The organism is Vibrio aquaticus (assembly GCF_003970385.1).
Lineage (GTDB): Bacteria > Pseudomonadota > Gammaproteobacteria > Enterobacterales > Vibrionaceae > Vibrio > Vibrio aquaticus.
On the sequence record NZ_RXZH01000002.1, the window covers coordinates 468,599 to 495,109 of the forward strand.

Consider the following 26,511-nt stretch of genomic DNA (forward strand, 5'->3'; position numbering starts at 1 on the left):
AGAAACAATGTTACAGCTAACAGACCTATGCAAAGGCTATGTGGACGGGGGAGAGTTCCATCCCGTTTTACAAGGTGCTGAGTTGACATTGAAACAAGGCGAGCAAGTTGCTTTGATGGGTGAAAGCGGTTCAGGTAAAAGTACCTTACTTAACCTAATTGCTGGCCTAGATACCGTAGATTCCGGTGAAGTATTGTTTCCTAATTTCTCGATGCATGACGTGGTAGAGAACAAACGCACAGCGTATCGAAGAAACAATATTGGCCTTATTTTCCAGCAGTTTAACTTACTCCCTACGCTGAATGTTGCCGATAACATTCGCTTCTGCCGTCAGCTAAAAGGCTTGCCGGAAGATCAAGGCTTATGGCGTCAGATCTTATCAGCGCTTGATCTCATGCCACTGTTAGGACGTTATCCAGAAGAAGTGTCTGGTGGTCAACAGCAACGTGCTGCGATCGCTCGTTCGCTTTATATGGAACCTAAACTCCTGCTAGCGGATGAACCAACGGGCAGTTTGGATGAGCGCAATGCCGAAGCCGTAATGAGGCTCTTAACAACATTAACCAAACAACTAGAGTGTACCTTGTTGCTGGTGACACACAGTGAACGTGTAGCGGAACATATGGAAGGTAAGATCCGACTTCAAGGAGGACAACTTCATGTTATGGCCCGTAGTTAAAGCACTACTTGGTCACTACAGACGTTACCCTTTTCAAATCATTCTTGTCTGGCTTGGCCTCACTCTTGGTGTTTCTCTTTTAGTTGGTGTTACATCGATCAACAATCATGCGCGTCAAAGCTATGAGCATGGTGAAAAGCTATTTTCTAACCCTCTGCCTTATCGAATTCGCGCTAAGCACACCTCAAATAAAATTCCTCAGGGTTTTTATATTCAGCTGCGACGTGAAGGCTTCAATCAGTGTGCGCCTTTTGAAGCTCTGACAGTGAACACGGCCGATGGCGCTGATTTAGTTTTGGTCGGCATTGATCCGGCTTCACTGATTCGTTTTCAGCCACAGGTACTACTTGAAGACATCACCTCGCTGGCGTTGATGCAGCCACCATATCCTATTTTAGTCAGCACAGATCTCGCGAGCCACATGGAGTGGAAGAATGGTGATTCGATTACTTTGGCGGATGGTAGTCAGCTAGGGCCTGTTGTCATTGAGCGTAACGGTCAGTTAAACGGTACCCGCATCATCGCAGACATGTCGTTATTACGTATGCTTGAACGAAGCTCGGGTATATCGACCATTGCGTGTAGTGAAATGCCCAAAGAGAAGCTAGCAAAACTCAAGAGCATGCTGCCTAGTGGTATGGAACTGAAGCGCAGTTCTCGCGCTGAGTTAGAGTCATTGACTCAAGCGTTCCACATGAACCTGAGCGCGATGGGGATGTTGGCGTTTTTAGTTGGTCTGTTTATTTTCTACCAAGCGATGTCACTTTCATTAACTCAACGCCAGCGTTTGGTAGGCATCTTGCGTCAAACGGGTGTGTCGGGTTGGCAGTTAGCGCAAGCCTTGATGCTAGAGTTACTGGTTCTGGTCTTTGTGAGCTGGCTATGTGGTAATGCATTGGGGATGCTACTTGCGAACCAATTGATTCCAGCCGTTTCGGCAAGTTTAGGCGATTTGTATGACGCGAACGTTGGTTTATCGATTAGTTGGACGTGGCAAACCAGCTTATACAGCTTTTATTTATCGGCTATTGGGGCAATTGTCGCTTGTGCTTGGCCATTAGTTCGACTGTTGCGTTCGCAGCCGGTCAGACTCACCACTCGACTATCACTGACGAGATTTACTGGTACTGAGTTTACCATCCAAGCCTTGTTAGCGTGCGCCTTGTGTGTTGCGGCTATCGCGATTTATCAAGCGCCGCAAACGCAAGAGTCGGGCTTTGTCATCATTGCCTTAATGCTGTTAAGTGTCGCGCTTTTTACGCCTTTTATCGTATGGAAAGTGTTCGAAAGCTTCTCTTATACATTACGTTGGGTGAAGGTTCGTTGGTTCTTCGCTGATGCAGCGGCAAGTATGAGCTATCGTGGCGTTGCGACTATGGCATTCATGCTCGCGATGTCAGCGAACATCGGTGTAGAGACAATGGTAGGCAGCTTCCGAGATACTACCGACAAGTGGTTAAGCCAACGTCTTGCCGCCGACCTTTATATTTATCCAAACAGCAGTGCTGCGGCTCGAATGAGCAGTTGGCTCGCTAAGCAACCAGAAGTTGAATCGGTTTGGTGGCGTTGGGAAAAAGAACTTTCTACACCACAAGGTGCTTTACAGGTTGTCAGTACTGGCCCTTCGGAGGGTGAGCTTGATGCTCTGACGGTGAAGTTAGGTGTACCGAATTACTGGTATCATTTACACCATTCTAAAGGGGTGATGATCAGTGAGTCGATGGCGCTCAAGCTTAATATCCGCCCTGGCGATTACCTCGATTTATCCGGTAAGTTAGGTCAGGGTTGGCAAGTGGTTGGGGTCTATTACGATTATGGTAACCCGTACAACCAAGCATTGATCTCTCATCGTAATTGGTTATATGCCTTCGCAGGAAGTGGCAGCGTGGCTCTGGGCACTTTATTGAACGAAGGGGTGAATCCTATAGGGCTGAAACGACGTTTAGAATCCGTCTTTAGAATTGATTCTGACCGCGTATTTGACAATAGCCATATTCATAACCAAGCGATGAAAGTGTTCGATCGGACGTTCTCTATCGCCGATACCTTAGGTAACATCACCTTGGTTATTGCTGTCTTCGGGATATTTTTCGCGACAGTGGGGGGAGAAGTCTCTCGTCAGAAGCATGTCGCACTACTCAGATGTTTGGGCATGTCAGGAAGAGAGCTCATTGTCATGGGCAGTTTACAGCTCTTCGTGTTTGGTGCCATTTCGCTACTCATTGCAATGCCACTCGGTATTGCTTTAGCAAGGCTGGTGGTCGATATCATTATTAAGCAATCATTTGGGTGGACGTTAGAAATTCAGTTTGTGCCATCAGAATATTTGCAAACAGGCTTGCTGGCCATGTTGTCCTTGATGGTAGCAGGAGCGATACCTGTTATCAGGATGATTCGCCAAACACCAATGAAATCGCTAAGGGATGCGTTGTAAATGGATAGGAAGATAAAGAGAGTCGTTTCAACTGCCTTCATGGTTATTTTGCTCTTGGTTGTGAGTGGTGCTCTTTATCTTTATTCTTCAGTCTTTGGTGGTTGGAATACCAATCATACGCCTACCTCTCAAGTTCTCCGTACTAGTAAAGACCAAGTCTTTGAACCCGTTCTGCCCGATAATCCGGTGGTTTTACCGCGAGATTTTTCATTTCAAGATGAGTTTCAGCACGGCTGGTGGCACTTCTTTGCTAACGTAAAAGACAGCAAAGGAAAACGATATGGTGTTCAATGGAGCTACTTCCGTGTGGCGATTAATGACAGTAACCTTTCTGGTTGGCTAAATCCTCAGCTTTATGTCTCTCATATTGTCATTTCGTCTGATGAAGGGGTATGGCGAGAGCAGCGTGTTGCGCGAGGCGGGATCGGGCAAGCTGGGATGACAGTGAAGCCTTTTAGGCTTTGGATTGATAACTGGTATTGGCGCTCATTGGGTAAAACGCCATTCCCAGGGCAGTTGGATGTCGCAACGGATACGTTCAGCGTTAACCTTAAATCGATAACCCGTGGTCCTTTTGTGATACCCGGTGACAAAGGCTATGTCAGCAAGCATGACTTGCTGCCTATTGCATCTCATAACATGACGGCTCCTTTTTTATCCGTTCGAGGTGAGCTGAAAATGGGAGACGAAGAACGCATTTCGGTAGAAGGCCAAGGCTGGATGAGTAAAGAGTGGGGCAGTGGCTTACTCGCTCAGGAACAGCAAGGTTGGGATTGGTTTGTCATTCATTTAGGCGATGAGACAACACTTTCTGTCAGTCGCTACCGTCACGAACATCAGCTTCCATATGTATTTGGGACACTCGCAACCAATGATGGAAAGGTGATACCGCTAAGCCAAGAGCAATTAACACTGCGTGAATTGGGCGAAGTGCAATTGAAAAATGGCAAAACGATTCCTGATCGTTGGTCTATTCGTGTTCCTGATTATGGCATTAACCTTACCACGTCGGCTGTCCATAAGGAGCAATGGTTGCCTTTCATCATTCCATATTGGGAGGGTGAAGTGAAAACGCAAGGCAGCCATGAGGCGAGAGGGTTTATGCAGTTAACGGGTTATTAATCGCAAACTGATGACTACAGACTGACTGGCCAGAGCCACTTCTCATAAGATGGGAAGTGGCTCTGGTGTTTTTATATGGTAATTTCATTTAATTGCCTATAATTAACTAAGGAAAATTAAGGCTATTTGGGTGTTTTTTATCGGAAAAACCGAGTTAAAAACACTAAACAAGCGATTATTCCTTAGGTTTGTAACTCTATAAACTCATTTGTATTCTTTGTTAATCGCTTATTAACATAATAAATATAAGGGCAATATGCATGAATGATATGATTCGCGATTTTTTCAAAATGGAATCCGCAGGCGGTATTCTGTTGGTTATCGCTGCTGCGGTAGCAATGACAATCGCAAATACAGATCTATACAGCACCTATCAAGGTATTCTTCAGTCTTACGTTCTCGGTATGACAGTTTCATACTGGATCAATGACGGTCTAATGGCTATTTTCTTCTTGATCATTGGTCTGGAAGTGAAGCGTGAGCTTCTAGAAGGCGCTCTTAAATCTAAAGAGACGGCTATTTTCCCTGCAATTGCAGCGGTTGGTGGTATGTTGGCACCAGCACTTGTCTACGTCGCATTTAACTATGGCGATGCACAGGCGATTCAAGGTTGGGCAATTCCAGCAGCAACGGATATTGCCTTTGCCTTAGGTATTATGGCACTGCTGGGTAATCGCGTACCGGTGAGCCTAAAAGTATTCCTATTGGCTCTAGCGATCATTGATGACCTTGGTGTTGTCGTAATTATCGCATTGTTCTACACAAGTGACTTGTCGACAACAGCATTAGCGGTTGGTTTCGCGATGACTGCAGCGCTGTTTATGCTCAATGCTAAGAAAGTGACTTCATTGACACCCTATATCATCGTTGGTGCAATCTTGTGGTTCGCCGTGCTCCAGTCTGGTGTACACGCAACGTTAGCGGGTGTGGTGATTGGTTTTGCAATTCCACTAAAAGGTAAGAAAGAAGGCCATTCCCCATTGAAACATATGGAACATACCCTGCACCCATACGTAGCATTCGGTATTCTTCCTCTGTTTGCTTTGGCAAATGCGGGTATCTCGTTAGAAGGTATTTCCTTGTCTAGCTTAGGTTCGGCGCTACCACTGGGGATTGCACTGGGTCTATTGGTTGGTAAGCCTCTAGGTATCTTTACTTTTAGCTGGTTGGCGGTTAAGTCGGGTATTGCGAAGTTGCCTCACGGCGTTAACTTTATCCACATCTTTGCAGTCTCTGTTCTGTGTGGTATCGGCTTTACTATGTCTATCTTCATCTCTTCACTGGCGTTTGGTTCTGTAAACGCAGAATTCGATACTTATGCTCGCTTAGGTATTCTGATGGGCTCAACTACAGCGGCATTGATTGGTTACTTCCTGCTGCATGTGTCGTTACCGAAAAAGTCGGCGATTGCAGAGAATAGTGAACAGTTAGATCCCAACCGATACTAGTTTTAGTACCAAATAAACAAAACCCCACAATGTAAGATTGTGGGGTTTTTTAGTTTAGGCAATCCGGTTATTTTTCAATGACGGTAAAGATAGTCCATTCATCCACAACAGTTTCGGTTAGACCTACAACGGTTGCCGTTACTTTTCGATTTAATGCGTGAGACGTTTCATCATCACCTTCAGACTCTAATCGAGTTTCGCCATAACCAACAATAGTGACTCGCTTAGGATCGATTTCATACGAGAGCAACTCGTCTTCGACAGCATGCGCTCTCTTTTTTGACAATTCTAGGTTGTATTCAGGATTGCCGACTTTACTTGCGTATCCTTGGATCTGAATCGATGCACTTTGGTAAGTATCGAGGAAGTCAGCCATGGTCTGAATTTGGTTAGAAAAAATAGGGTTGATCTCATAAGAGTCATTGGCAAACAAAATTCTTAGCTGCCTTTCTTCTTGTTCAACAACAGATGCACCGCACCCATCATTGTCAACCTGAGCGCTGAGAGGAGTACCAGGGCAAAGATCCCTAGCATTAACGACACCATCTTTATCATTATCAGTAAGATCTGAGATTTGGGTCGCTGATGGCGTTTCAATGTAGTCATACTCATCTTCTGCAATAGCACTAAAGTGAAGGGAAGAGAGCGCGAATAATGGTATTAAATAGTTCATGTTCATATTAGTACTCCACACGCTCAGTCCATTCGTTAGGCGTATCGACTAACAGTGCATCTAGCAAGTTACCTGTTGCGTTCATTACACGGTATTTGGCGTATTGTTCAGCGTAATGCGCATCAAGGTAGTCTTTGCGAGCTTCGAACAGCTCGTTTTCGGTGTTAAGCAAATCAAGTAATGTTCGTTGTCCGATGCGGTATTGTTTCTCATAGGCAATCACTGTTTCCGATGCAGAATCCACATGGTCAGCTAGGAAGTTTTTTTGTTGCAGAGTCAGGTCCAGAGCACTCCATGAAAGACGTAAGCTCTCCTCAACTTGGCGGTAGGCGCTGTCTCGTAAATCTTTGGCTTGATTCAATTGATAAGCGGCACGTTCAGACAAGTCACTGTCTGATCCGCCGTTGTAAAGGTTGTAGCGCATTCGCAGCATTGCTAGGGTTTCATCGCTGCTGCCTTCATCGCCACCGGCATCATCTCGCCAAGTTTGGCTTGCTTCGATGGATAAGGTAGGGAAGTAATTGCCTTTAGATTGTTTGTATTGGAACCGAGCGGAATCTACATCGACCTTAGAAACATTGATAACAGGGTGTTTATCAAATGCTTCGACAAGCGCGTCACTAAGAGAAAGGGGCAGTTTGGTTTCATCGGCTCTTGGATAAATGAGTCCTAAAGGCTCTTGCCCAACCAATCTGCGAAACTGAGTGTGTGTGTCAACGAGGTTATTCTGAGCAGCCAATAAGTTACCGTGAGCCTTCGCTATACGAGCTTCGACTTGTGAGACATCGGCGGTTGATCCTATGCCTGAACTCGCTCGTTTCTTAATGTCACGATAAATCTTTTTGTGAACGGCTAGGTTACTTTCTGATAGAGCAAGAACTTCTGTCGCTTTCACCGCATCTAAATAAATCTGCGTTACTTCTAGAGCTAAGTCAGAGGCGTTCGCGAGTAATTGCCATCTTATGGATTCTGCGTCAGCTGCTGTTCTGTCCATGTCGTTGAGCGTTGCATTACCGTCCCAAATTAGCTGGGTAAGACTGACTGTCGCTTCTTTCCGCGTTAAATCAGTGTCTGGCCTTCCGGTGGATTCTGCGGGGTTAATACCTTCGTAACCAATCCCGGCATCTAAGTCGAGACTAGGGAGATAGGCGCCAGTTGATGCATCACTTTGCTTTACGGCACTCTGGAACTCGTTGTAAGTGCTTTTTAACTCAGGGTTCGTTGCGAGGGTAATCGCGACAGCTTGTTCAAGAGTCTGTGAGTGGGCGTAGAAACTGCACAACGTTATGCAGCTGGCGATAACGGACTTTTTCCAATTCAAGGGAGCCTCCTAAATTAGTATGAAGTCGGAACGTTAATGGTTTGACTAGTCTCGTGTTTAAGACATCAGGCTTAAGTTAATGCAAGCTTAGTTGACGAAATGAGAAAGTGAGAAACGCGACTGGATAAAAGCGATGAGTTTTAGTGAGAAAATCTGAACTTTCGTTAGGACTTTTTTGTTATTGACTGGTTTGTCATTAATTGTGTGGCTAGATTTAGAGAGATGCAGTGCTTGCGATGTGGCTCCCCCTATTGATTGGGGAGGGGGGAGTTTGACGCAAAAAGGGGGATCTTCTTATGAATGCACAAAGTCTGTCACTATTGATGCTAAACAACTCAACAGTGGTCATTGATATTAATGGGGAGGTCAGACAGCTGCTTCCAGGAGAGGTCCCTGGGCCAGGGGAAGTGATTGTTATTGTCGGGCAAGGTGCGACTGCATCAGCAGAGCCAGATATTCAAGCTCAGCTTGTCGGGGATGATGGCAGCAATCTGGGGCTGGATTTAGATAACGAGATCGCCTCGATCATTTCGCAAATTGAAGAAGGGGTGGACCCGACTCAAAACGATGACTTCGCAACTGCCGCTGGTGGTCAAAATGGGTCAAGCTTGACGGGCAGTGGTGATATTGATCGTACCGGTGCGGAAACTATTGCTGAAACCGAGTTTGAAACCGGTGGACTTGAGTCGCAAGGGCTCTCAGAAACACAGAGTTTAACGCTTCTTGAAGTGCTTGCCCAAGCCATCTTTGTGGGGGATGACGCGGTAACGGTGTTTGAAACCGATGTGCCGTGGACGATTACTGGCACTGTAGAAGCGACAGAAACGGACACCCCAACCTTTGTCGTTCAGGAAGGTGTCGCGGGTGACAATGGTGTTTTCTCTATTGATGCAGGTGGTAATTGGACATATGTTGCAAACAGCGCATTTGATGAGCTTAATATCGGTGATTCACTTGTTGATGTGTTCACCATTGAATCAGCAGATGGGACGTTAGGCAGCGTTACTGTCACTATCAACGGTACTAATGACTTACCTCAATTTGTTGGAACAAATGATTTTGTGCCTGATGGGGGCGATAGTGAAGAGCAAGTCTCAACGTTTGCCTTTGAAGATGGTGCTTATAGTTTTGAGTTTGAAGAAAATAGCCCTGCAGGAACAGTAGTGGGCCAGGTTGCTGCAACCGACCCGGATAATGATGTGCTCATCTTTTCCATTTCAACCAACGTAGAAAACGAAGGTGGAGAGCCGCTATTTGATATTGACCCAGAAACAGGCGAAATCTCGCTAACTACCGCAGGTGCTGAGTCTTACGCCAATGACTTTGAAACTTTAAATAACGTGCATAACCTTGTGGTGACGGTGACTGAGGGCGATGGCATTGGTGAGCCTCAATCCGTTGACGTTGACGTTGTTCTTTCAGAAACTAACGTCAATGAGCCCCCAATCTTCGAGCCGCCTGAAGATGAAGAAGTGGGTTATGTGTTCACCTACCCAGAAAACAGCGAGGTGGGCGCAGAAGTCGGCTCAGTCCCGGCCAACGATCCGGAAGAGACGACAGTCACCTACAGTTTAGATTTTACCAATGACCCAACGTTAGACGGCCTGTTCTCCATCGATCCAGACGGAACAATTCGCCTCACCGAAGCGGGCGCTGAAACCTTTACTAATGACTTTGAATGGGGTGACGACAATTCCCACAGCATTACCGTGATCGCGACCGATGCTACGGGGTTAAGCAGCCAGATTGATGTGGTACTTAACGAGGAAAACGTCAATGAGCCACCAATCTTCGAGCCACCAGCGGATGAAGAAGTGGGTTATGTGTTCACCTATCCTGAAAACAGTGAAGTGGGTGCAGAAGTCGGTTCAGTCCCGGCCAACGATCCGGAAGAAACGACAGTCACCTACAGTTTAGATTTTACTAATGACCCAACACTAGACGGTCTGTTCTCCATCGACCCTGATGGGACAATTCGTCTCACCGAAGCAGGTGCTGAAACCTTTACCAATGACTTTGAATGGGGGGATGATAATTCCCACAGCATTACCGTGATCGCGACCGATGCTACGGGGTTAAGCAGCCAGATTGACGTGGTGCTAAATGAAGAAAACGTCAATGAGCCCCCAATCTTCGAGCCGCCTGAAGATGAAGAAGTGGGTTATGTGTTTACTTATCCTGAAAATAGTGAAGTGGGCGCAGAAGTAGGTTCCGTTCCAGCCAACGATCCGGAAGAGACGACGGTCACCTACAGTTTGGACTTTACTAATGACCCAACGTTAGATGGTCTATTCTCCATCGATCCAGACGGGACAATCCGACTCACCGAAGCGGGCGCTGAAACCTTTACCAATGACTTTGAATGGGGTGACGACAATACCCACAGTATTACCGTGATAGCGACCGATGCAACGGGGTTAAGCAGCCAGATTGACGTGGTGCTAAATGAAGAAAACGTCAATGAGCCACCAATCTTTGAGCCACCAGCGGATGAAGAAGTGGGTTATGTGTTTACTTATCCTGAAAACAGTGAAGTAGGCGCAGAAGTGGGCTCTGTTCCGGCCAACGATCCGGAAGAGACGACAGTCACCTACAGTTTGGATTTCACTAATGACCCAACGTTAGATGGTCTATTCTCCATCGACCCAGATGGGACAATTCGCCTCACCGAAGCGGGCGCTGAAACCTTTACCAATGACTTTGAATGGGGGGATGATAATTCCCACAGCATTACCGTGATCGCGACCGATGCAACGGGATTAAGCAGCCAGATTGACGTGGTTCTTAATGAACAAAACGTCAATGAGCCACCAATCTTCGAGCCGCCTGAAGATGAAGAAGTCGGTTATGTCTTCACCTACCCAGAAAACAGTGAAGTGGGCGCAGAAGTGGGCTCTGTTCCAGCCAACGATCCGGAAGAAACGACGGTCACTTACAGTTTGGACTTTACTAATGACCCTACGTTAGACGGTTTGTTCTCCATCGATTCAGACGGTACGATTCGTTTAACAGAAGCAGGCGCCGCTACCTTTACCAATGACTTTGAATGGGGGGATGATAATTCCCACAGCATCACCGTGATAGCGACCGATGCAACGGGATTAAGCAGCCAGATTGACGTGGTTCTTAATGAACAAAACGTCAATGAGCCACCAATCTTCGAGCCGCCTGAAGAAGAAGAAGTCGGTTATGTCTTCACCTACCCAGAAAACAGTGAAGTGGGCGCAGAAGTGGGCTCTGTTCCAGCCAACGATCCGGAAGAGACGACAGTCACCTACAGTTTGGATTTCACTAATGACCCAACGTTAGATGGCCTGTTCTCCATCGACCCAGACGGGACAATTCGCCTCACCGAAGCGGGCGCTGAAACCTTTACCAATGACTTTGAATGGGGTGACGACAATTCCCACAGCATTACCGTGGTCGCGACCGATGCAACGGGATTAAGCAGCCAGATTGACGTGGTTCTTAATGAAGAAAACGTCAATGAGCCCCCAATCTTCGAGCCGCCTGAAGATGAAGAAGTCGGTTATGTCTTCACCTATCCAGAAAATAGTGAAGTGGGTGCAGAAGTCGGTTCAGTCCCGGCCAACGATCCGGAAGAAACGACGGTCACCTACAGTTTGGACTTTACTAATGACCCAACGTTAGATGGCCTGTTCTCCATCGATCCAGACGGGACAATTCGCCTCACCGAAGCGGGTGCTGAAACCTTTACCAATGACTTTGAATGGGGTGACGACAATTCCCACAGCATCACCGTGATTGCGACCGACGCTACGGGGTTAAGCAGCCAGATTGACGTAGTGCTGAATGAGCAAGATGTGAATGAAGCGCCAGTGACTGAAGACTTCAATGTCGATGCGGGTGATGCCATCATCGTGCCGATTATCTTCGACTCGGATGTTGAGGAACTCGATCATATCTCCGATCAAGATGATGATTTCAATGGTATTCAACTGAATGTCATGATCACATCGTTACCTCAATATGGCACATTGCTCTACACGGACGACTTTGGTGATACAAGAGTTATTACGGAATCAGACTTACACGTTTTAGGTGAAGAGATCGACGCAAACAAACTCTTTGACCCTGATAACTTTACCTATGTACCAGGCGTCGGGGACGAGTTTGAAATGGGGTATAGCGGTGATCCTGAAGACATCGTCCTTGGTGAAGATGGCTTCTACAATTGGGGCGTGTATGTATCAGATACCGAAAGAGAAATTACGCTAGAAAACGGTAACACCATCACAGTGAGCATAGAGGACAATAACGACAAACCTCTTAAACAATACACCGGTGGTCAACCTCACGTGGGCTGGGGTATTGGAGACACCGATGGTAGAGGTATGAATAAGCAAGAGACCTTAATCGTCAATCTAGCTAACAACCCTCTTGGGCTCGTAACATTTGGACTCGATGGGATGGGTGGGGCATTCAATACCAATAGTAATGTTTATGTTGAAGTGACCTATACACTTGCTGATGGAACAACGCATGTTGAGCAATACCAGAAAGACGAAGGGGATGTGGGTAACTCACAAATATTGTACGAATTTAGCTACTCGTCACCTGACAACCCGATTGTTTCCATGGAGCTATCAAGCAGCGGTGGGAGCTGGGAGTTGCGTTACCTATCAGGGACAGAAGATATCACCGAAGACGTTACCTTCGACTACGTTGCAGTAGACTCTGAACTAGTCGTGAGTAACGAATCTACTGTGACCATAGATGTCGATGAATCTCCGGAATATGAAGTATTGTCTGCTGAATTGGGTGACGACCTTAATGCGGATTTAGGTAATCAAATGATGCTAGGTGACGAGAATGCCAACATCTTTACTTGGTTAGACTCGACTATCGACAATGGTACCGATGTAGTGGACAACTTTAGTCTCGACGACCTGGATAAAATCGATCTAACTGGAATTTTGGAAGATGATGTCAGTGTGGATATTGATGACCTTGCGGCGATTGTTAACTCAGGCGTCGATGGTGATGATGTCGTGTTGACAGTGACAGATGAAGGTAGAGAGCAAACCATTATCTTAGAAGGTGTCAGAGAATCCTTCGAAGATGCGGGCTTTATTGCCGCGGGTTCAATTACCAATGAGTTAGATATGTTGACACAAGTGCTGAAAACAGACGCAGTTTAACACTACCAGCCTAAACTAAGAGGTCAGCCAATCGGCTGGCCTTTTTGATAAATAAATCAATATTTGATCGTGATAGATGAAAAAATATTGCCAGATGATTTCAATTTATGATAATTTTCGCGGCAATCTCGGAGATGAGTCGAAATTCGATATTCTGGGGGATACGCGTGGTAATATTCGGGCTGAGTGTTACTGCGTAGGGTAGGTATCGGCAAGCTCTTTTGTCGATAGACGGGATACTAATGTCATGTACGTGGCATACGAATGGGAAACCCAACATTGAACTCACTAAACAAACACATATTAATCAGCTTCGTTCTTCCTCAATGCCCTGTCTTACAAGACAGTTGTATTACTGAACCTTGATCTAATTCCTCGATTTCTAATCCATTTTTCGTAATGGATCGTTTTCGCACATCCATCATTTGGGCTCTTTAAACGCTTGAATGCAATCTCGTGCGAGGCGTTGTTGTACCTTTTTCTCAGAAATGACCGAGGGAAAGGGTAAATGACATATCAAGGGACTAAATCATGAGCACTGCCTTTGAAGTCGAATACTCAGCATTGAACGCTGAGATCGCAACCCCATTTTCTACTCAGACTCCAATGTTGGACGGTCTGTATGACCTAACGCCAGATCAAGTGCTGCTTGATCAAGAACTGCATGAATCTGAAGTTCGTTCTTATCCACGTCGTCTACCAATCGCGATTAAACAAGCCTATGGGGCTTTGGTGGAAGATACACGCGGACAACTTTTCTTAGATTGCTTAGCTGGCGCGGGTACTCTGGCATTGGGCTACAACCACCCAGAAATCAATCAAGCGCTAAAAGAGCAACTGGACTCTGGTCTGCCTTATCAAACACTTGATATACCGACAGAAGCTAAGACTCACTTTATCAAGTCGGTGAAGAATTTCTTACCGCAAGAATTGGCTGACAATAGCGTCATTCAGTTTTGTGGACCATCAGGTGCCGATGCCGTTGAAGCGGCGATTAAACTCGCAAAACAAACCACTGGTCGTAATACCATGTTTGCGTTCCGCGGTGCTTACCACGGTATGACCAACGGTACTATGGGCATGATGGGTAACTTAGGAACAAAGGCCCGCCGTACTGGGCTGATGTCTGATGTTCACTTTATGCCTTTCCCGTATGACCTGCGCTGTCCATTTGGTCTTGGCGGTGACGAAGGTGCCAAAGCCGGCATTCGTTACATCGAACGTCTGCTCAATGATGACGAAGCTGGCATCATGAAACCTGCTGCGATGATTGTTGAGCCAGTACAAGGTGAGGGCGGTGTTGTACCAGCTCCTGCTTTTTGGTTACGTGAATTGCGTCGAATCTGTGATGAGCACGGTATCCTTCTGATCTTCGATGAAATCCAATGTGGCGTTGGCAAATCAGGCTACAACTTTGCGTTTGAAGAAGCGGGGATCGTTCCAGATATTCTGTGTCTTTCAAAAGCAATCGGTGGTGGCCTTCCAATGTCGCTGCTGGTTATTAATAAAGAACACGATACGTGGAAGCCGGGTGAACACACCGGAACATTCCGTGGCAACCAGTTGGCGATGATTTCAGGTGCGAAGGCGTTAGAGATCATTGAACGAGACAACCTTGTTGATCACGCCAATATCGCAGGTCAATACTTACGATTAGGCTTAGAGTCGATTCAAAAGCGCGTAGATTGTATTGCAGATGTTCGTGGCAAAGGTTTGATGCTAGGTGTTGAAATTCGCAAGCCGGGTACAGAACTGAATAAGTTTGGAGAGCCTGTTGCTGATGGTGACCTTACCCTCAAGATTCAACGAGCTGCATTAGAACGCGGCTTGATGGTAGAGAAAGGTGGCCGTGATGGTTCGGTGATTCGTTTCCTACCACCATTGATCATTTCATTCGAACAGATTGATTTTGCTCTGCGAGTTCTAGAAGAAGCGATTCTTGCGGCTGGTGGTCACCAGGTTTCAGAACAAGAAGCGAATCAATCTTGGAAAAAGCACTTCATTCACGCAGGTGAGGCCGGCAGTAACGAGTTTGCTAAAGTGATGAACCACACCACAGCAGCAATGAAGTCAGTCTTCGAGCAAGTTGATGCCCCTTATTCTGGTTTAGAGCCAGCGCTGCTAGAGCAAGCAATCAACGCTGTCGATTTAGATAACAAGAATGCGTCACTGGTTGATGTGATTGGTGATACCGCAGAGCTTGTAGCTAAGAACTCCATCATTGTCCAACACCCGGACTGCATTGCCCACTTACACACGCCGCCGCTCATGCCTTCTGTTGCCGCAGAAGCAATGATTGCAGCGCTTAACCAATCAATGGATTCATGGGATCAAGCCTCTGCGGCGACTTACGTTGAGCAGAAAGTCATTGATTGGATGTGTGACAAGTACGACCTTGGCCCTCAGGCTGACGGCATCTTCACCAGTGGTGGAACGCAAAGTAACTTAATGGGGCTGCTGCTGGCACGTGACTGGATTGCAGACAAAACTGACTCGCACTCAATTCAAAAGCTAGGTTTACCTGAGTACGCTAAAAAATTACGTATCCTATGCTCTAAAAAGTCTCACTTCACTGTGCAAAAGTCGGCTTCTTTGTTAGGATTGGGCGAAAATGCGGTACGCTGTGTTGACGCTAATGACAATGGCACGATCAAAGCTGAATCGCTTAAGTTAGAAATTGAAGCGTTGAAAGCCGATGGTCTTATTCCTTTCGCCGTTGTTGGGACGGCAGGCACAACAGACCATGGTGCAATTGATGATCTTGATGCAATTGCTGACTTAGCGTCTAGCCATGATCTTTGGTTCCATGTAGACAGTGCTTACGGCGGTGCTCTGATTTTAAGCAGTCACAAAGAACGCCTAAAAGGCATTGAACGTGCCGATTCTGTCAGCGTTGACTTCCATAAACTGTTCTATCAAACGATCAGTTGTGGTGCAGTGCTACTGAAAGACAAAACGAACTTTAAGTACTTGCTGCATCATGCCGATTACCTAAATCGTGAGCATGATGAACTGCCTAACTTAGTGGATAAATCAATTGCGACCACAAAACGATTCGATGCACTAAAAGTCTTTATGACGATGCAAAGTGTCGGTCCGGATACGTTAGGTGAAATGTACGATCACTTGCTTGATCAAACTCAGCGAGTCGCATCTTTAGTGCAAAGCCATGAAGGTTTTGAGCTTCTCGCGCAGCCGTCACTGTCTACAGTGCTGTTTCGCGCAGTACTCCCTGATCAGTTAGGGAATAAGGTCACGGATTTAGACGAACTGAATAAAACTCTAAGACTAGAGGCACTCACTCGTGGTGTCGCTGTGCTTGGGGAAACCGTCGTGGATGGTAAGTCTGCGCTCAAATTTACGATTCTGAACCCGTGTTTAACGATTTCAGACTTCGAATCTTTACTAACAAAAATCCATACTCTAGCGGCTGAGCTAGCGAAATAGAGGTAACAAAACAATGGCAATTCTACAGATTGGTGCAGGCGGCGTTGGCTGGGTTGTTGCACACAAAGCAGCACAAAACAACGACGTACTAGGTGATATCACAATCGCATCACGTACCGTGGGTAAATGTGAAAAAATCATTGAATCGATTCAGAAGAAAAATAACCTGAAAGATGCATCTAAGAAACTAGAAGCTCGTGCAGTGAACGCTGATGATGTTGATGCACTTGTTGCGCTTATTAAAGAAGTTCAGCCTGACCTAGTAATCAACGCTGGTCCTCCTTGGGTAAACATGACCATCATGGAAGCGTGTTACCAAGCGAAGGTGTCTTACCTAGATACATCTGTTGCGGTTGACTTATGCTCTGAAGGCCAGCAAGTACCACAAGCGTACGATTGGCAGTGGGGCTACCGTGAGAAGTTCGCAGAAGCGGGCATCACAGGTATTCTAGGTGCGGGTTTCGATCCGGGCGTAGTTTCTGTCTTCGCAGCGTACGCGGTGAAGCACCTTTTCGATGAGATCGATACAATTGACGTAATGGACGTTAACGCAGGTGATCACGGTAAGAAGTTTGCAACTAACTTCGATCCAGAAACAAACATGCTTGAGATCCAAGGCGACTCTTTCTACTGGGAAAACGAAGAGTGGAAACAAGTACCTTGTCACTCTCGTATGCTCGAGTTTGAATTTCCAAACTGTGGTACGCACAAAGTGTATTCTATGGCGCACGACGAAGTTCGCTCAATGAAAGAGTTCATCCCTGCAAAACGAATCGAGTTCTGGATGGGCTTTGGTGACAAATACCTAAACTACTTCAACTGTATGCGTGACATCGGCCTACTTAGCCCAGATCCGCTAACACTACATGATGGTACAGTTGTTCAGCCTCTGCACGTACTGAAAGCACTTCTTCCTGACCCAACGTCACTAGCACCGGGTTACAGTGGTTTAACGTGTATCGGTACTTGGGTTCAAGGTAAGAAAGATGGTAAAGAGCGTAGTGTATTCATCTACAATAACGCTGACCACGAAGTCGCTTACGAAGATGTAGAGCACCAAGCGATCTCTTACACTACAGGTGTTCCAGCGATCACAGCTGCACTTCAGTTCTTCCGTGGCGAGTGGGCTGACAAAGGTGTGTTCAACATGGAACAGCTAAACCCAGACCCGTTCCTAGAAACGATGCCTGGCATTGGTCTAGATTGGCATGTACAGGAGCTTGAAGCAGGTCAAGGCTTACCGCTTATCCACGAACTGAACAAGTAATCTACAACACGCATGAGATTCCCGATTACAGTCCTTCGTCCCTATCGGGAATGACGAGCTAGAGTCCGTCATTCCGTACAGTGAGGCACGAGCGTGATACGGAATCTCTATTAGCGTATTGGGATATTCTATTTGTCTACATTTATAAAGCCGATGCAATAGCGTCGGCTTTGTTCGACTTCATGGTGAATAAATAATGCAAAAGAGCGAACTTAAAACCCCATACTTTATGATCAACGAAGATAAGTTGATTGAGAACCTTGAGAAAGCAAAACAGCTAAAAGAGATCTCTGGCGTGAAGCTAGTGCTAGCGCTGAAATGTTTCTCGACTTGGGGTGTTTTCGACATCATCAAACCTTACTTAGATGGTACGACAAGCTCTGGTCCGTTCGAGGTAAAGCTAGGTCACGAAACTTTTGGTGGTGAAACTCATGCATACAGTGTGGGCTATAGCGAAGATGATGTACGTGAAGTTGCTGACATCTGCGATAAGATGATCTTCAATTCACAGTCTCAGCTTGCGGCGTACCGTAATATTGTAGAGGGCAAAGCTTCAATCGGCCTGCGATTAAATCCAGGCGTAAGTTACGCAGGGCAAGATTTGGCAAACCCAGCACGACAGTTCTCACGTCTTGGCGTACAAGCTGATCACATTAAGCCAGAAGTCTTTGAAGATATTGATGGCGTGATGTTCCACATGAACTGCGAAAACAAAGACGTAGACGCATTCATTGGTTTGTTAGATGCGATCTCAGAGCAGTTTGGTGAGTACCTAGATAAACTGGATTGGGTAAGCATGGGCGGTGGTGTGTTCTTTACATGGCCAGGTTACGACATCGAAAAGCTTGGTCTTGCGCTTAAAGCCTTCTCTGAGAAGCACGGCGTTCAAATGTATTTAGAGCCAGGTGAAGCCATCATCACTAAGACCACGGATCTTGTGGTGACTGTGGTCGATATTGTAGATAACGTGAAAAAGACCGCGATTGTAGATTCAGCAACCGAAGCACACCGTCTAGATACGCTTATCTATGATGAGCCAGCCTCTATTCTTGAGGCGTCAGAAGAGGGTGAACACAACTATGTGATCGGTTCATGTTCATGTCTTGCTGGCGATCAGTTCTGTGAAGCGAGCTTCGACAAGCCACTAGAGATTGGTCAACGTTTGCATATTCTTGATAGTGCAGGCTACACCATGGTGAAATTGAACTGGTTTAATGGCCTGAGAATGCCTTCAGTATATTGTGAACGCTCGAACGGTGATGTTCAAAAGCTGAATGAATTTGATTATTCAGACTTCAAGCGTTCACTGTCACAGTGGTCAGTGAAGTAATCTTCTAAAATGAATAAAAACCTCGCAAGCGCGAGGTTTTTTATATTGTTTATCGAGTTGATAGGAGAGCCCACACTAGGCATCTACCATCACGCGTGTATCTTCACTGAGTGCTTCCAGCTCTTTTGCAACATCATCAATAAGCAGTTCTCTTGGCAGTCTCATAGCGATGTTTGCGGTGAATAAGCTTGAACTTACCCCACCACCACCAGCGATGAAGACACGCTGGCAATCCATATCAAGAATGCTGATCCCCTGTCCATCCAGAGCATGGGTAATTTCGTTGACGATACCGGCACGATCGCTTGAATCTAGACGCACTTGGTAGATGGTCTCGGCACTATGACTGTGTGCATCAGAGTCAGTGATTTGTACCAATAAATCCGGGTGTTGGGTAAAGGACTCTTTAACCAGTGCTGCGTTTTTTTCTGGTAGCTCAATCTTAATAACAGCGGCTACTTGGCTTTCGATAAAGTTAATCTTACTGATTAACCATTTACCATCGTTCTCATGGGTGACGGCGGCAAGTTGCTTGATTGTGGCAGGGTTTGCTTTCCCGACAAAGTTAACAATAAATGTACTGTTCATGTGAGCCTCCTAGCGCTGAGTAAGGCGTGATTGTTCAATCTCTACAGCGATGAAAGACGAACGGGTGCCTACGTTCAGTGTAGAAAGCTGCCAATATTTAGGTTTGAGCTAGGTCAAATATCTTATCTAATCTATTGTCGGTATTATGATTATTGTGCTCCAGACACAAAAAAAGCAGCGATGATTCGCTGCTTTTTCGGATTCTTATTTTTGGCTGTTAGAAGCTGATCTTCATTTCTACACCGTAGAAAACATTGTCGTAGCTTGCACCAGCATCCATTGCAAATTTAGCGGCGTCTTGATTACCGAACCAAGGGTTGCTGCTGTATTGGAATTCAGCGCTTCCGCCCCAAGCATCACTCACCCAACCGTGAATGTGACCAACAGGGTTCAAGAAGAAGAGTGTTACACCACCCATGGTTTCAGAGCCCATCACTTCGCCACCTGAAGCTACGATATCTTGCTCGGCCTCAAACATCATTTCACCAACAACCGCACCGAAGAAAGGTGTGATGAAAATGTCTTGCCATGAGGGTACTTCAGCAAACGCTTCAACGCCGTATTCCCAGAAGAATGTCGACATGGTTGCTGAATACAGGAACGACTCAAATTCGTTAAAACCAGCATGACGTGCAGCTGTGTAGTACACACCGCCGAAGTAAGGGTGCATGATGTAGTTTAGGAAGTGCTCATCACGGTCCCAAACTGGGCCTGAAGTCACGTTGTCTTTCCACTTTGAACCTAGACCGCTGAGGTTACGATCTTCTTCGTCCCATTTAGTGATAGACTCGGGTAGCAGTGTCATCAAACCCACCGTTGCCACACTTAAACCCAAAATCGTGTACGTTTGACCCATCAGGTAATCCCAATCTTTCTCACTTGAAACAGAAAGGTATTTAGGAATCCCTGGCTCTTCAAGTTTTAGGTCATTCTCGGTTAGACTCAGAGAATACGGATCGGATTTAAATTGGTAAGAGTTGTAGTAAAGCGTGTCTAGCTCCGCTTGATCTACTGTGTACGAAAATTCAATATGCTGATTTGAATCATAAATATTGGCATTGGCACATGCAGATGCTGACATTAATAAAGCGGCGATGCTTTTTTTAAACACGGAAAACTCCACTGATACGGTTTTTTAATGATCGGGTTCACAATTATCTATTAAAGTCGGAGTAATGGGAACCAGTATTTGTTCTAAATTAGAAACTTAGACGGTTTTCTGTGGATTTCCATTGTATTTAATAAGTTAACCATCTAAATGTGTGAGATTTCCCATTAAGGATACAAAATGTTGAAAATAGCCATGCTAAGTACTGGAGAAGAAGTTCTTCATGGAGATATCGTTGACACTAACGCAGCGTGGTTGTCTCAACGCTTCTTTGAAAGTGGTTACAGTGTTACGAAGCGTTCAACAGTTGGAGATGAGCTACCAGCGCTTGTTGAAGAATTGATGATGTTGAGCTTTAACTGTGACATCGTGGTCGTTAATGGGGGCTTGGGTCCAACATCTGATGATCTGAGTGCCGAGGCTGCTGCATCAGCGGCTGAGCTTGAGTTAGAGCTATACCCAGAGTGGTTACAGCGTTTAGAGCAATTCTTCACTGCACGTGGCGTTACGATGCCAGAAAGCAATCGAAAACAGGCGATGCTGCCTACAGGCTCTTTTATTCTAGACAACCCTATCGGGACGGCTTGTGGCTTTAAATTGAATTTTAATGATTGTGATTTCTACTTTACTCCCGGCGTGCCGAGTGAGTTTAAACTCATGGTCGATCAACAAATCTTGCCAGATATCCGTCGAACGTTTCCTCAAGTTGTCGGACAGGAGTGCAGTAAGCTCTATACCTTTGGTACGTCAGAGTCTGCGTTGTCAGATAAGCTTGATAGAATGCAATTACCGCAAGGCTACATGCTCGGATACCGTTCTTACCTACCGTATATCGAAGTAAAGCTTTTCGGCCCTAAAGATGACTTGGACACCAGAGTAAAGCTGCTTCAGCTCATTTTTAGTCTGATTGAAAGCAACGTTGTGAGTATTGATGAGTCAATGCAAGAGCACGTTGGCCATTTGATCGAAGAGAAAAAGCTGTCTATCTCTACTGCGGAACAGTCCACTTACGGCTCGTTGTCACAGTGGCTACAGTCACAAGAACTGTCAGCACAATATTGCGGTCATGGCTGGGTGTTAGGCGAAAGAGTGGCTTTGCAGGAAGGGAGCGAAGATGCGCTCGCCGCCGTATTGGCGTTAGCTGGAGCGACAAAAGACAAATGCTCTACGGATGTGTCCATTGTTACCGGTAAGGTGACCGATAAAACCTTTTCCATAGCATTAGCCGCGCCAGAAGGAGAGTGGGGACAAACCCTGTCTTTTAATCGAGATTACTCACGCAGTGAGCGTACTTTAGTCATAACAACCTTAGCGGCCGATATGCTGCGTCGTTATCTCAGCAATAAGCCAATGTTTGCGTCATACAGCTCATTAACAAGGAGCAAAGAGTTGTTTGTACCCGTCAGTGTTATCAGTGCATAAGTATTCATGTGAAGGCTTTTTAGTGTTTGTCAAAAGTGACTGGTTCCCCATTCGGTAATAAGCAAATGATTGCAAAAGTTATTTCAAAGTGGGCGACTAAATATTTTTTAATAACGTAATCGTATAAAGCTTAACCTGATGATTTTAAATAGAACCCGAAAATGTCTCGATTCTGAAACATACTTTTGGGTTTTTAAACGATAAACTGACTGCATGTTTTGCCACGTTCTCAGGGGGAGAGTATGTTCAGTCAATCAAAAATCCTTGTATGGTACCAAGTTGCTAGCCAAAAAGTTGTTTTAGGTGAGGCGCTTAGGGATGACTGTGAAGATGTCCTCTCTTTATGGCGACAAGCACCCAAAGAGAAGCCGGTAGAAAATAGCCTAGGCTATCACTTATCACTGTTTGACGATGATGGTCGTGAAATTGGAGACAAAGCGGTTTCGATGTTAACGGCCGATGAGCTCTTGTCTCGAGCTTAATTAACTTATACATAAAAATAGTCAGCTTTCATGCTGGCTATTTTTTATGTGCGTACTTATTCAGTTGTTTCGAAAGGTTTTCGCTTGACGTTCGTGCTGGTGGTGATTTTTTTGATACAAAAAAGCCCTTTAGCAATTCACTAAAGGGCTTTTCATAGAGAAGGGGAATATTACGCGCGTTTCTCTTTTAGAGCATAATTTACGTCTTCGATTTCTATGTCAGACTTGGCTCTACAAATACACGGCAGAATTTCTTGTTCTTCTGTATAGGCCATAGCAAAACCAACGTATTCCACTTCGCCAGAGATAAGCTTGCAGCGACATGCACCACAGTGACCATCTCGACAATTATACTCAGGTTCCAACCCCGCGTTTTCCATCGTTTCTAAGATGGTGTTCGACGGGTGAGACTGAATAGGGGTAAAACCGTTAATTTTAAGCGTAGGCATAACTTTCAATATTCCTTAGAGCTCGAAGCCTTTGAAGTCGTCTGCACGTACATCACTGTCGATTTGACCGACTAGGTACGATGAGATTTCCGCTTCTTGTGGCGCTACCTGAACGTTGTCAGACGATAGCCATGCATTGATCCAAGGAATCGGGTTTGATGTTGCTTCTGGGTAAGCAGCACCAAGACCAACCGCTTGCATACGAATGTTCGTAATGTACTCAACGTATTGGCAAAGAATGTCTTTGTTCAGGCCAATCATTGAACCATCTTTGAATAGGTATTCTGCCCACTCTTTTTCTTGCTCAGCGGCTTCTTTAAATAGGTCGAAACACTCTTGTTTACATTCTTCTGCGATTTGCATGAATGAGAAGTCATCTTGACCGTTACGAAGCAGGTTAATCATATGCTGTGTGCCGGTTAAGTGTAGCGCTTCGTCACGAGCAATTAGCTTGATGATTTTTGCGTTACCTTCCATCAGTTCACGTTCAGCAAATGCAAACGAACATGCGAAACTTACGTAGAAACGGATCGCTTCTAGTGCGTTCACCGACATTAGGCACACGTACAGCTTTTTCTTTAGGTCGTGAAGCTTAACAGTGACTTCTTCACCGTTGATAGTGTGCGTGCCTTCACCGTAACGATGATAGTCGTTTGTCATCTGGATTAAGTCATCATAATAACGAGAGATGTCTTTCGCTCGTTTAAGGATGTGCTCGTTTTCTACGATGTCATCAAACACAAGACCTGGATCATTCACGATGTTACGAATGATGTGTGTGTACGAACGAGAGTGAATAGTCTCTGAGAAAGACCAAGTCTCAATCCAAGTTTCTACTTCTGGTAGAGAAACAAGCGGCAGCAGCGCAACGTTAGGGCTACGGCCTTGAATTGAATCAAGCAGTGTTTGGTATTTCAGGTTCGAGATGAAGATGTGTTTTTCGTGGTCTGGTAGCTTGTTGTAATCGATACGATCGCTCGATACATCCACTTCTTCCGGACGCCAGAAGAAAGATAGTTGCTTCTCGATTAACTTCTCAAAGATTTCGAATTTTTGTTGGTCGTAGCGAGCCACGTTTACCGATTGACCAAGAAACATTGGTTCTTTCAGTTGGTCGTTTTTGTTTCGGTTAAAAGTACTGTAAGCCATGATGCCTCAATTCCTTTTATGCCCCTCTATAAAAGAGGGGCGTTAAATTTTGTTAAGCCTTGATAATCCGATAGGGGATTATGGGTTAAATCTTACAACCGCCGCCAGCACAATCGTCATCTGCTGGTTGCACTGCGTCTTTCTGGTCATCACTCGCACCGTCACGAGTGTTGTGGTAGTAAAGCGTCTTCACACCATACTTGTATGCGGTCAGAAGGTCTTGAAGAAGCTTCTTCATAGGCACTTTGCCACTTTCAAAACGCGTTGGGTCATAGTTAGTGTTGGCTGAGATAGCTTGGTCAACAAACTTCTGCATGATGCCCACTAGGTGAAGATAACCATCGTTTGAACCGATGTTCCAAAGCAGCTCGTAGTTATCTTTGTACTCTGTAAACTCAGGCACAACTTGTTTCAGGATGCCATCTTTCGAGGCTTTTACTGAAACGTAGCCACGTGGAGGCTCAATGCCGTTCGTTGCGTTAGAGATCTGTGAAGATGTCTCTGATGGCATTAGCGCAGTCAATGTTGAGTTACGTAGACCGTGCGTTACGATCTCTTCGCGTAGACCGTCCCAATCGTAATGCAATTCTTCATCACAAATTAGATCGACATCTTTTTTGTAGGTGTCGATTGGAAGCAAACCTTTCGCGTAGTTCGTTTCGTGGAACGAAGGACACTTACCTTGCTCTTTAGCTAGAGCAACAGAGGCTTTCAATAGGTAGTATTGAATCGCTTCAAACGTGCGGTGAGTTAGACCGTTTGCGCTACCATCAGAATACTTCACGCCATTCTTCGCTAAGTAGTAAGCGTAGTTGATAACGCCCACACCCAGAGTACGGCGGTTCATTGTTGACTTATACGCAGCTGGAAGCGGGTAATCTTGGTAATCCAGTAGGGCATCTAGGGCACGGACTACTAGATCAGATAGCTCTTCGAAATCATCCAGAGACTTGATAGCACCGAGGTTAAACGCAGACAGTGTACACAGTGCGATTTCACCAGAGTCATCTTCAACGTTAGCCAGTGGCTTAGTTGGAAGTGCAATTTCAAGACATAGGTTAGATTGACGTACCGGTGCAACCTCAGAGTCGAATGGACTGTGAGTGTTACAGTGGTCAACGTTTTGGATGTAGATACGACCAGTCGATGCACGCTCTTGCATTAGCAAAGAGAACATCTCAACCGCTTTCACAGTCTCTTTCTTAACTGAAGGATCGTTCTCGTACTTAACGTATAGACGTTCGAACTCATCTTGGTTCTCGAAGAACGCGTCGTATAGGCCTGGTACGTCTGAAGGAGAGAACAGTGTAATGTTGCCACCTTCGACCAGACGTTGGTACATAAGACGGTTAAGCTGAACACCGTAATCCATGTGACGTACACGGTTCTCTTCAACACCACGGTTGTTCTTAAGCACCATGAGCGCTTGAGATTCACCATGCCATAGTGGGTAGAATACCGTTGCTGCACCGCCACGAACACCACCCTGAGAACAACACTTAACCGCTGTTTGGAAGTATTTATAGAATGGGATACAACCCGTGTGGAATGCTTCACCACCGCGGATTTCAGAACCGAGTGCACGGATTCGACCAGCATTGATACCAATACCAGCACGTTGAGAAACGTAACGAACAATAGAACTTGCTGTCGCGTTAATAGAATCTAAGCTGTCGCCACACTCAATCAGAACACATGAACTGAACTGACGAGTAGGGGTACGCACACCTGACATGATTGGTGTCGGTAGGGAAATTTTGAACGTTGACGTTGCGTCGTAGAAACGCTTGATGTAATCAAGACGAGTTTCTTTCGGGTAATTCGCGAACAGACAAGCAGAAACCAGAATGTACAGGAACTGAGCACTTTCGTAGATCTCACCGGATACACGGTTTTGTACGAAGTACTTACCTTCGAGCTGTTTTACGGCAGCGTAAGAGAAATCTAAATCACGTTTATGATCTAGGTAATCATCAAGTTCTTCTAGCTCAGCTTTTGTGTAATCCTCAAGGATATGCTGATCGTACTTACCCATATCGATAAGACGAGCTACGTGATCATAAAGCTTTGGTGGCTCATATTGGCCATAGGCTTTTTTACGTAGGTGGAAAACAGCTAAGCGTGCGGCTAGGTATTGATAATCTGGCGTCTCTTCAGAGATCAAATCGGCAGCAGACTTAATGATAGTCTCATGGATGTCTGAGGTTGTAATGCCATCGTAGAACTGAATGTGAGCGCGAAGTTCCACCTGAGAGACAGACACGTTATCTAGGCCTTCAGCGGCCCAAGTGATCACTCGGTGGATCTTTTCAAGATCAATACTTTCTTTGCGTCCGTTACGCTTTGTAACGGTAAGTTGTTGGTTCATTCTGCTTCATTTCCCTAACAAAACTGATAAAAGCCGTATTTTTGTGTAATTGTTGTAAAATT

General features: G+C 45.6%; 17 protein-coding genes. 10 read left to right on the forward strand and 7 right to left on the reverse strand.

The features are described from left to right. The first annotated feature begins 7 nt into the window (after positions 1–7). From EJ063_RS08055 to nhaA, 4 genes are all read left to right on the forward strand, one after another. The gene (locus tag EJ063_RS08055) at positions 8–679 is read left to right on the forward strand and encodes an ABC transporter ATP-binding protein (RefSeq protein ID WP_126573754.1); all 672 of its coding nucleotides are present in this window, start codon (positions 8–10) and stop codon (positions 677–679) included. Next, a complete protein-coding gene (locus EJ063_RS08060) occupies positions 660–3,113 on the forward strand; it encodes an FtsX-like permease family protein (protein WP_126573756.1) in 2,454 nt (817 codons plus the stop codon). The genes EJ063_RS08055 and EJ063_RS08060 overlap by 20 nt, the downstream gene beginning before the upstream one ends. Continuing rightward, complete coding sequence (locus EJ063_RS08065; RefSeq protein WP_126573758.1) at positions 3,114–4,235, forward strand: lipocalin-like domain-containing protein; 1,122 nt, start codon at positions 3,114–3,116, stop codon at positions 4,233–4,235. A 260-nt stretch (positions 4,236–4,495) separates the two neighbouring features. Beyond that, positions 4,496–5,683 (forward strand): Na+/H+ antiporter NhaA, encoded by a 1,188-nt coding sequence (gene nhaA, locus EJ063_RS08070; RefSeq protein ID WP_126573760.1) that lies wholly within the window; start codon positions 4,496–4,498, stop codon positions 5,681–5,683. Positions 5,684–5,750: 67 nt separating this feature from the next. On the opposite strand, the gene EJ063_RS08075 is transcribed toward nhaA, so the two are convergent. Together EJ063_RS08075 and EJ063_RS08080 are read right to left on the reverse strand one after the other, a co-directional pair. Further along, complete coding sequence (locus EJ063_RS08075) at positions 5,751–6,362, reverse strand: OmpA family protein (protein ID WP_126573762.1); 612 nt, start codon at positions 6,360–6,362, stop codon at positions 5,751–5,753. Position 6,363: 1 nt separating this feature from the next. Beyond that, on the reverse strand, positions 6,364–7,677 hold the full coding sequence (locus tag EJ063_RS08080) for a TolC family outer membrane protein (RefSeq protein ID WP_126573763.1): 1,314 nt from the start codon (positions 7,675–7,677) through the stop codon (positions 6,364–6,366). Positions 7,678–7,973: 296 nt separating this feature from the next. Here EJ063_RS08080 and EJ063_RS08085 point away from each other — a divergent pair, with 296 nt between their 5' ends. The 4 genes from EJ063_RS08085 (at position 7,974) to nspC (ending at position 18,883) form a co-directional block, all read left to right on the forward strand. Next, complete coding sequence (locus EJ063_RS08085) at positions 7,974–12,839, forward strand: cadherin domain-containing protein (RefSeq protein ID WP_126573765.1); 4,866 nt, start codon at positions 7,974–7,976, stop codon at positions 12,837–12,839. A gap of 531 nt (positions 12,840–13,370) precedes the next feature. Next, a complete protein-coding gene (locus EJ063_RS08090; protein WP_126573767.1) occupies positions 13,371–16,286 on the forward strand; it encodes a pyridoxal phosphate-dependent class III aminotransferase in 2,916 nt (971 codons plus the stop codon). A gap of 13 nt (positions 16,287–16,299) precedes the next feature. Then, on the forward strand, positions 16,300–17,553 hold the full coding sequence (locus EJ063_RS08095) for a carboxynorspermidine synthase (RefSeq protein WP_126573768.1): 1,254 nt from the start codon (positions 16,300–16,302) through the stop codon (positions 17,551–17,553). Positions 17,554–17,749: 196 nt separating this feature from the next. Further along, positions 17,750–18,883 carry a carboxynorspermidine decarboxylase gene (gene nspC, locus EJ063_RS08100; RefSeq protein ID WP_126573769.1) on the forward strand — a complete coding sequence of 378 codons (1,134 nt, stop codon included), beginning with the start codon at positions 17,750–17,752 and terminating at the stop codon, positions 18,881–18,883. A gap of 75 nt (positions 18,884–18,958) precedes the next feature. On the opposite strand, the gene EJ063_RS08105 is transcribed toward nspC, so the two are convergent. Both EJ063_RS08105 and EJ063_RS08110 read right to left on the reverse strand, forming a co-directional pair. After that, positions 18,959–19,471, reverse strand: coding sequence for a glycine cleavage system transcriptional repressor (locus EJ063_RS08105; protein ID WP_126573770.1), 513 nt, complete (start codon positions 19,469–19,471; stop codon positions 18,959–18,961). 217 nt (positions 19,472–19,688) lie between these two features. Beyond that, a complete protein-coding gene (locus EJ063_RS08110; RefSeq protein WP_126573771.1) occupies positions 19,689–20,582 on the reverse strand; it encodes a DUF3943 domain-containing protein in 894 nt (297 codons plus the stop codon). Positions 20,583–20,759: 177 nt separating this feature from the next. On the opposite strand from EJ063_RS08110, the gene EJ063_RS08115 reads away from it, so the two are divergent. Continuing rightward, positions 20,760–22,001 carry a CinA family nicotinamide mononucleotide deamidase-related protein gene (locus EJ063_RS08115; RefSeq protein WP_126573772.1) on the forward strand — a complete coding sequence of 414 codons (1,242 nt, stop codon included), beginning with the start codon at positions 20,760–20,762 and terminating at the stop codon, positions 21,999–22,001. Positions 22,002–22,243: 242 nt separating this feature from the next. Further along, positions 22,244–22,483 carry a 30S ribosomal protein S6 modification protein gene (locus tag EJ063_RS08120; protein ID WP_126573773.1) on the forward strand — a complete coding sequence of 80 codons (240 nt, stop codon included), beginning with the start codon at positions 22,244–22,246 and terminating at the stop codon, positions 22,481–22,483. A gap of 170 nt (positions 22,484–22,653) precedes the next feature. On the opposite strand, the gene yfaE is transcribed toward EJ063_RS08120, so the two are convergent. From yfaE to nrdA, 3 genes are all read right to left on the reverse strand, one after another. Beyond that, the gene (gene yfaE / locus EJ063_RS08125) at positions 22,654–22,932 is read right to left on the reverse strand and encodes a class I ribonucleotide reductase maintenance protein YfaE (RefSeq protein ID WP_126573774.1); all 279 of its coding nucleotides are present in this window, start codon (positions 22,930–22,932) and stop codon (positions 22,654–22,656) included. 15 nt (positions 22,933–22,947) lie between these two features. Continuing rightward, positions 22,948–24,081: a class Ia ribonucleoside-diphosphate reductase subunit beta gene (gene nrdB / locus EJ063_RS08130; RefSeq protein ID WP_126573775.1), complete on the reverse strand. Its 1,134-nt coding sequence runs from the start codon at positions 24,079–24,081 to the stop codon at positions 22,948–22,950. A gap of 85 nt (positions 24,082–24,166) precedes the next feature. Next, entirely contained in the window at positions 24,167–26,449 is a 2,283-nt protein-coding gene (gene nrdA, locus EJ063_RS08135; protein ID WP_126573776.1) for a class 1a ribonucleoside-diphosphate reductase subunit alpha, read from the reverse strand. Positions 26,450–26,511: the final 62 nt, after the last annotated feature.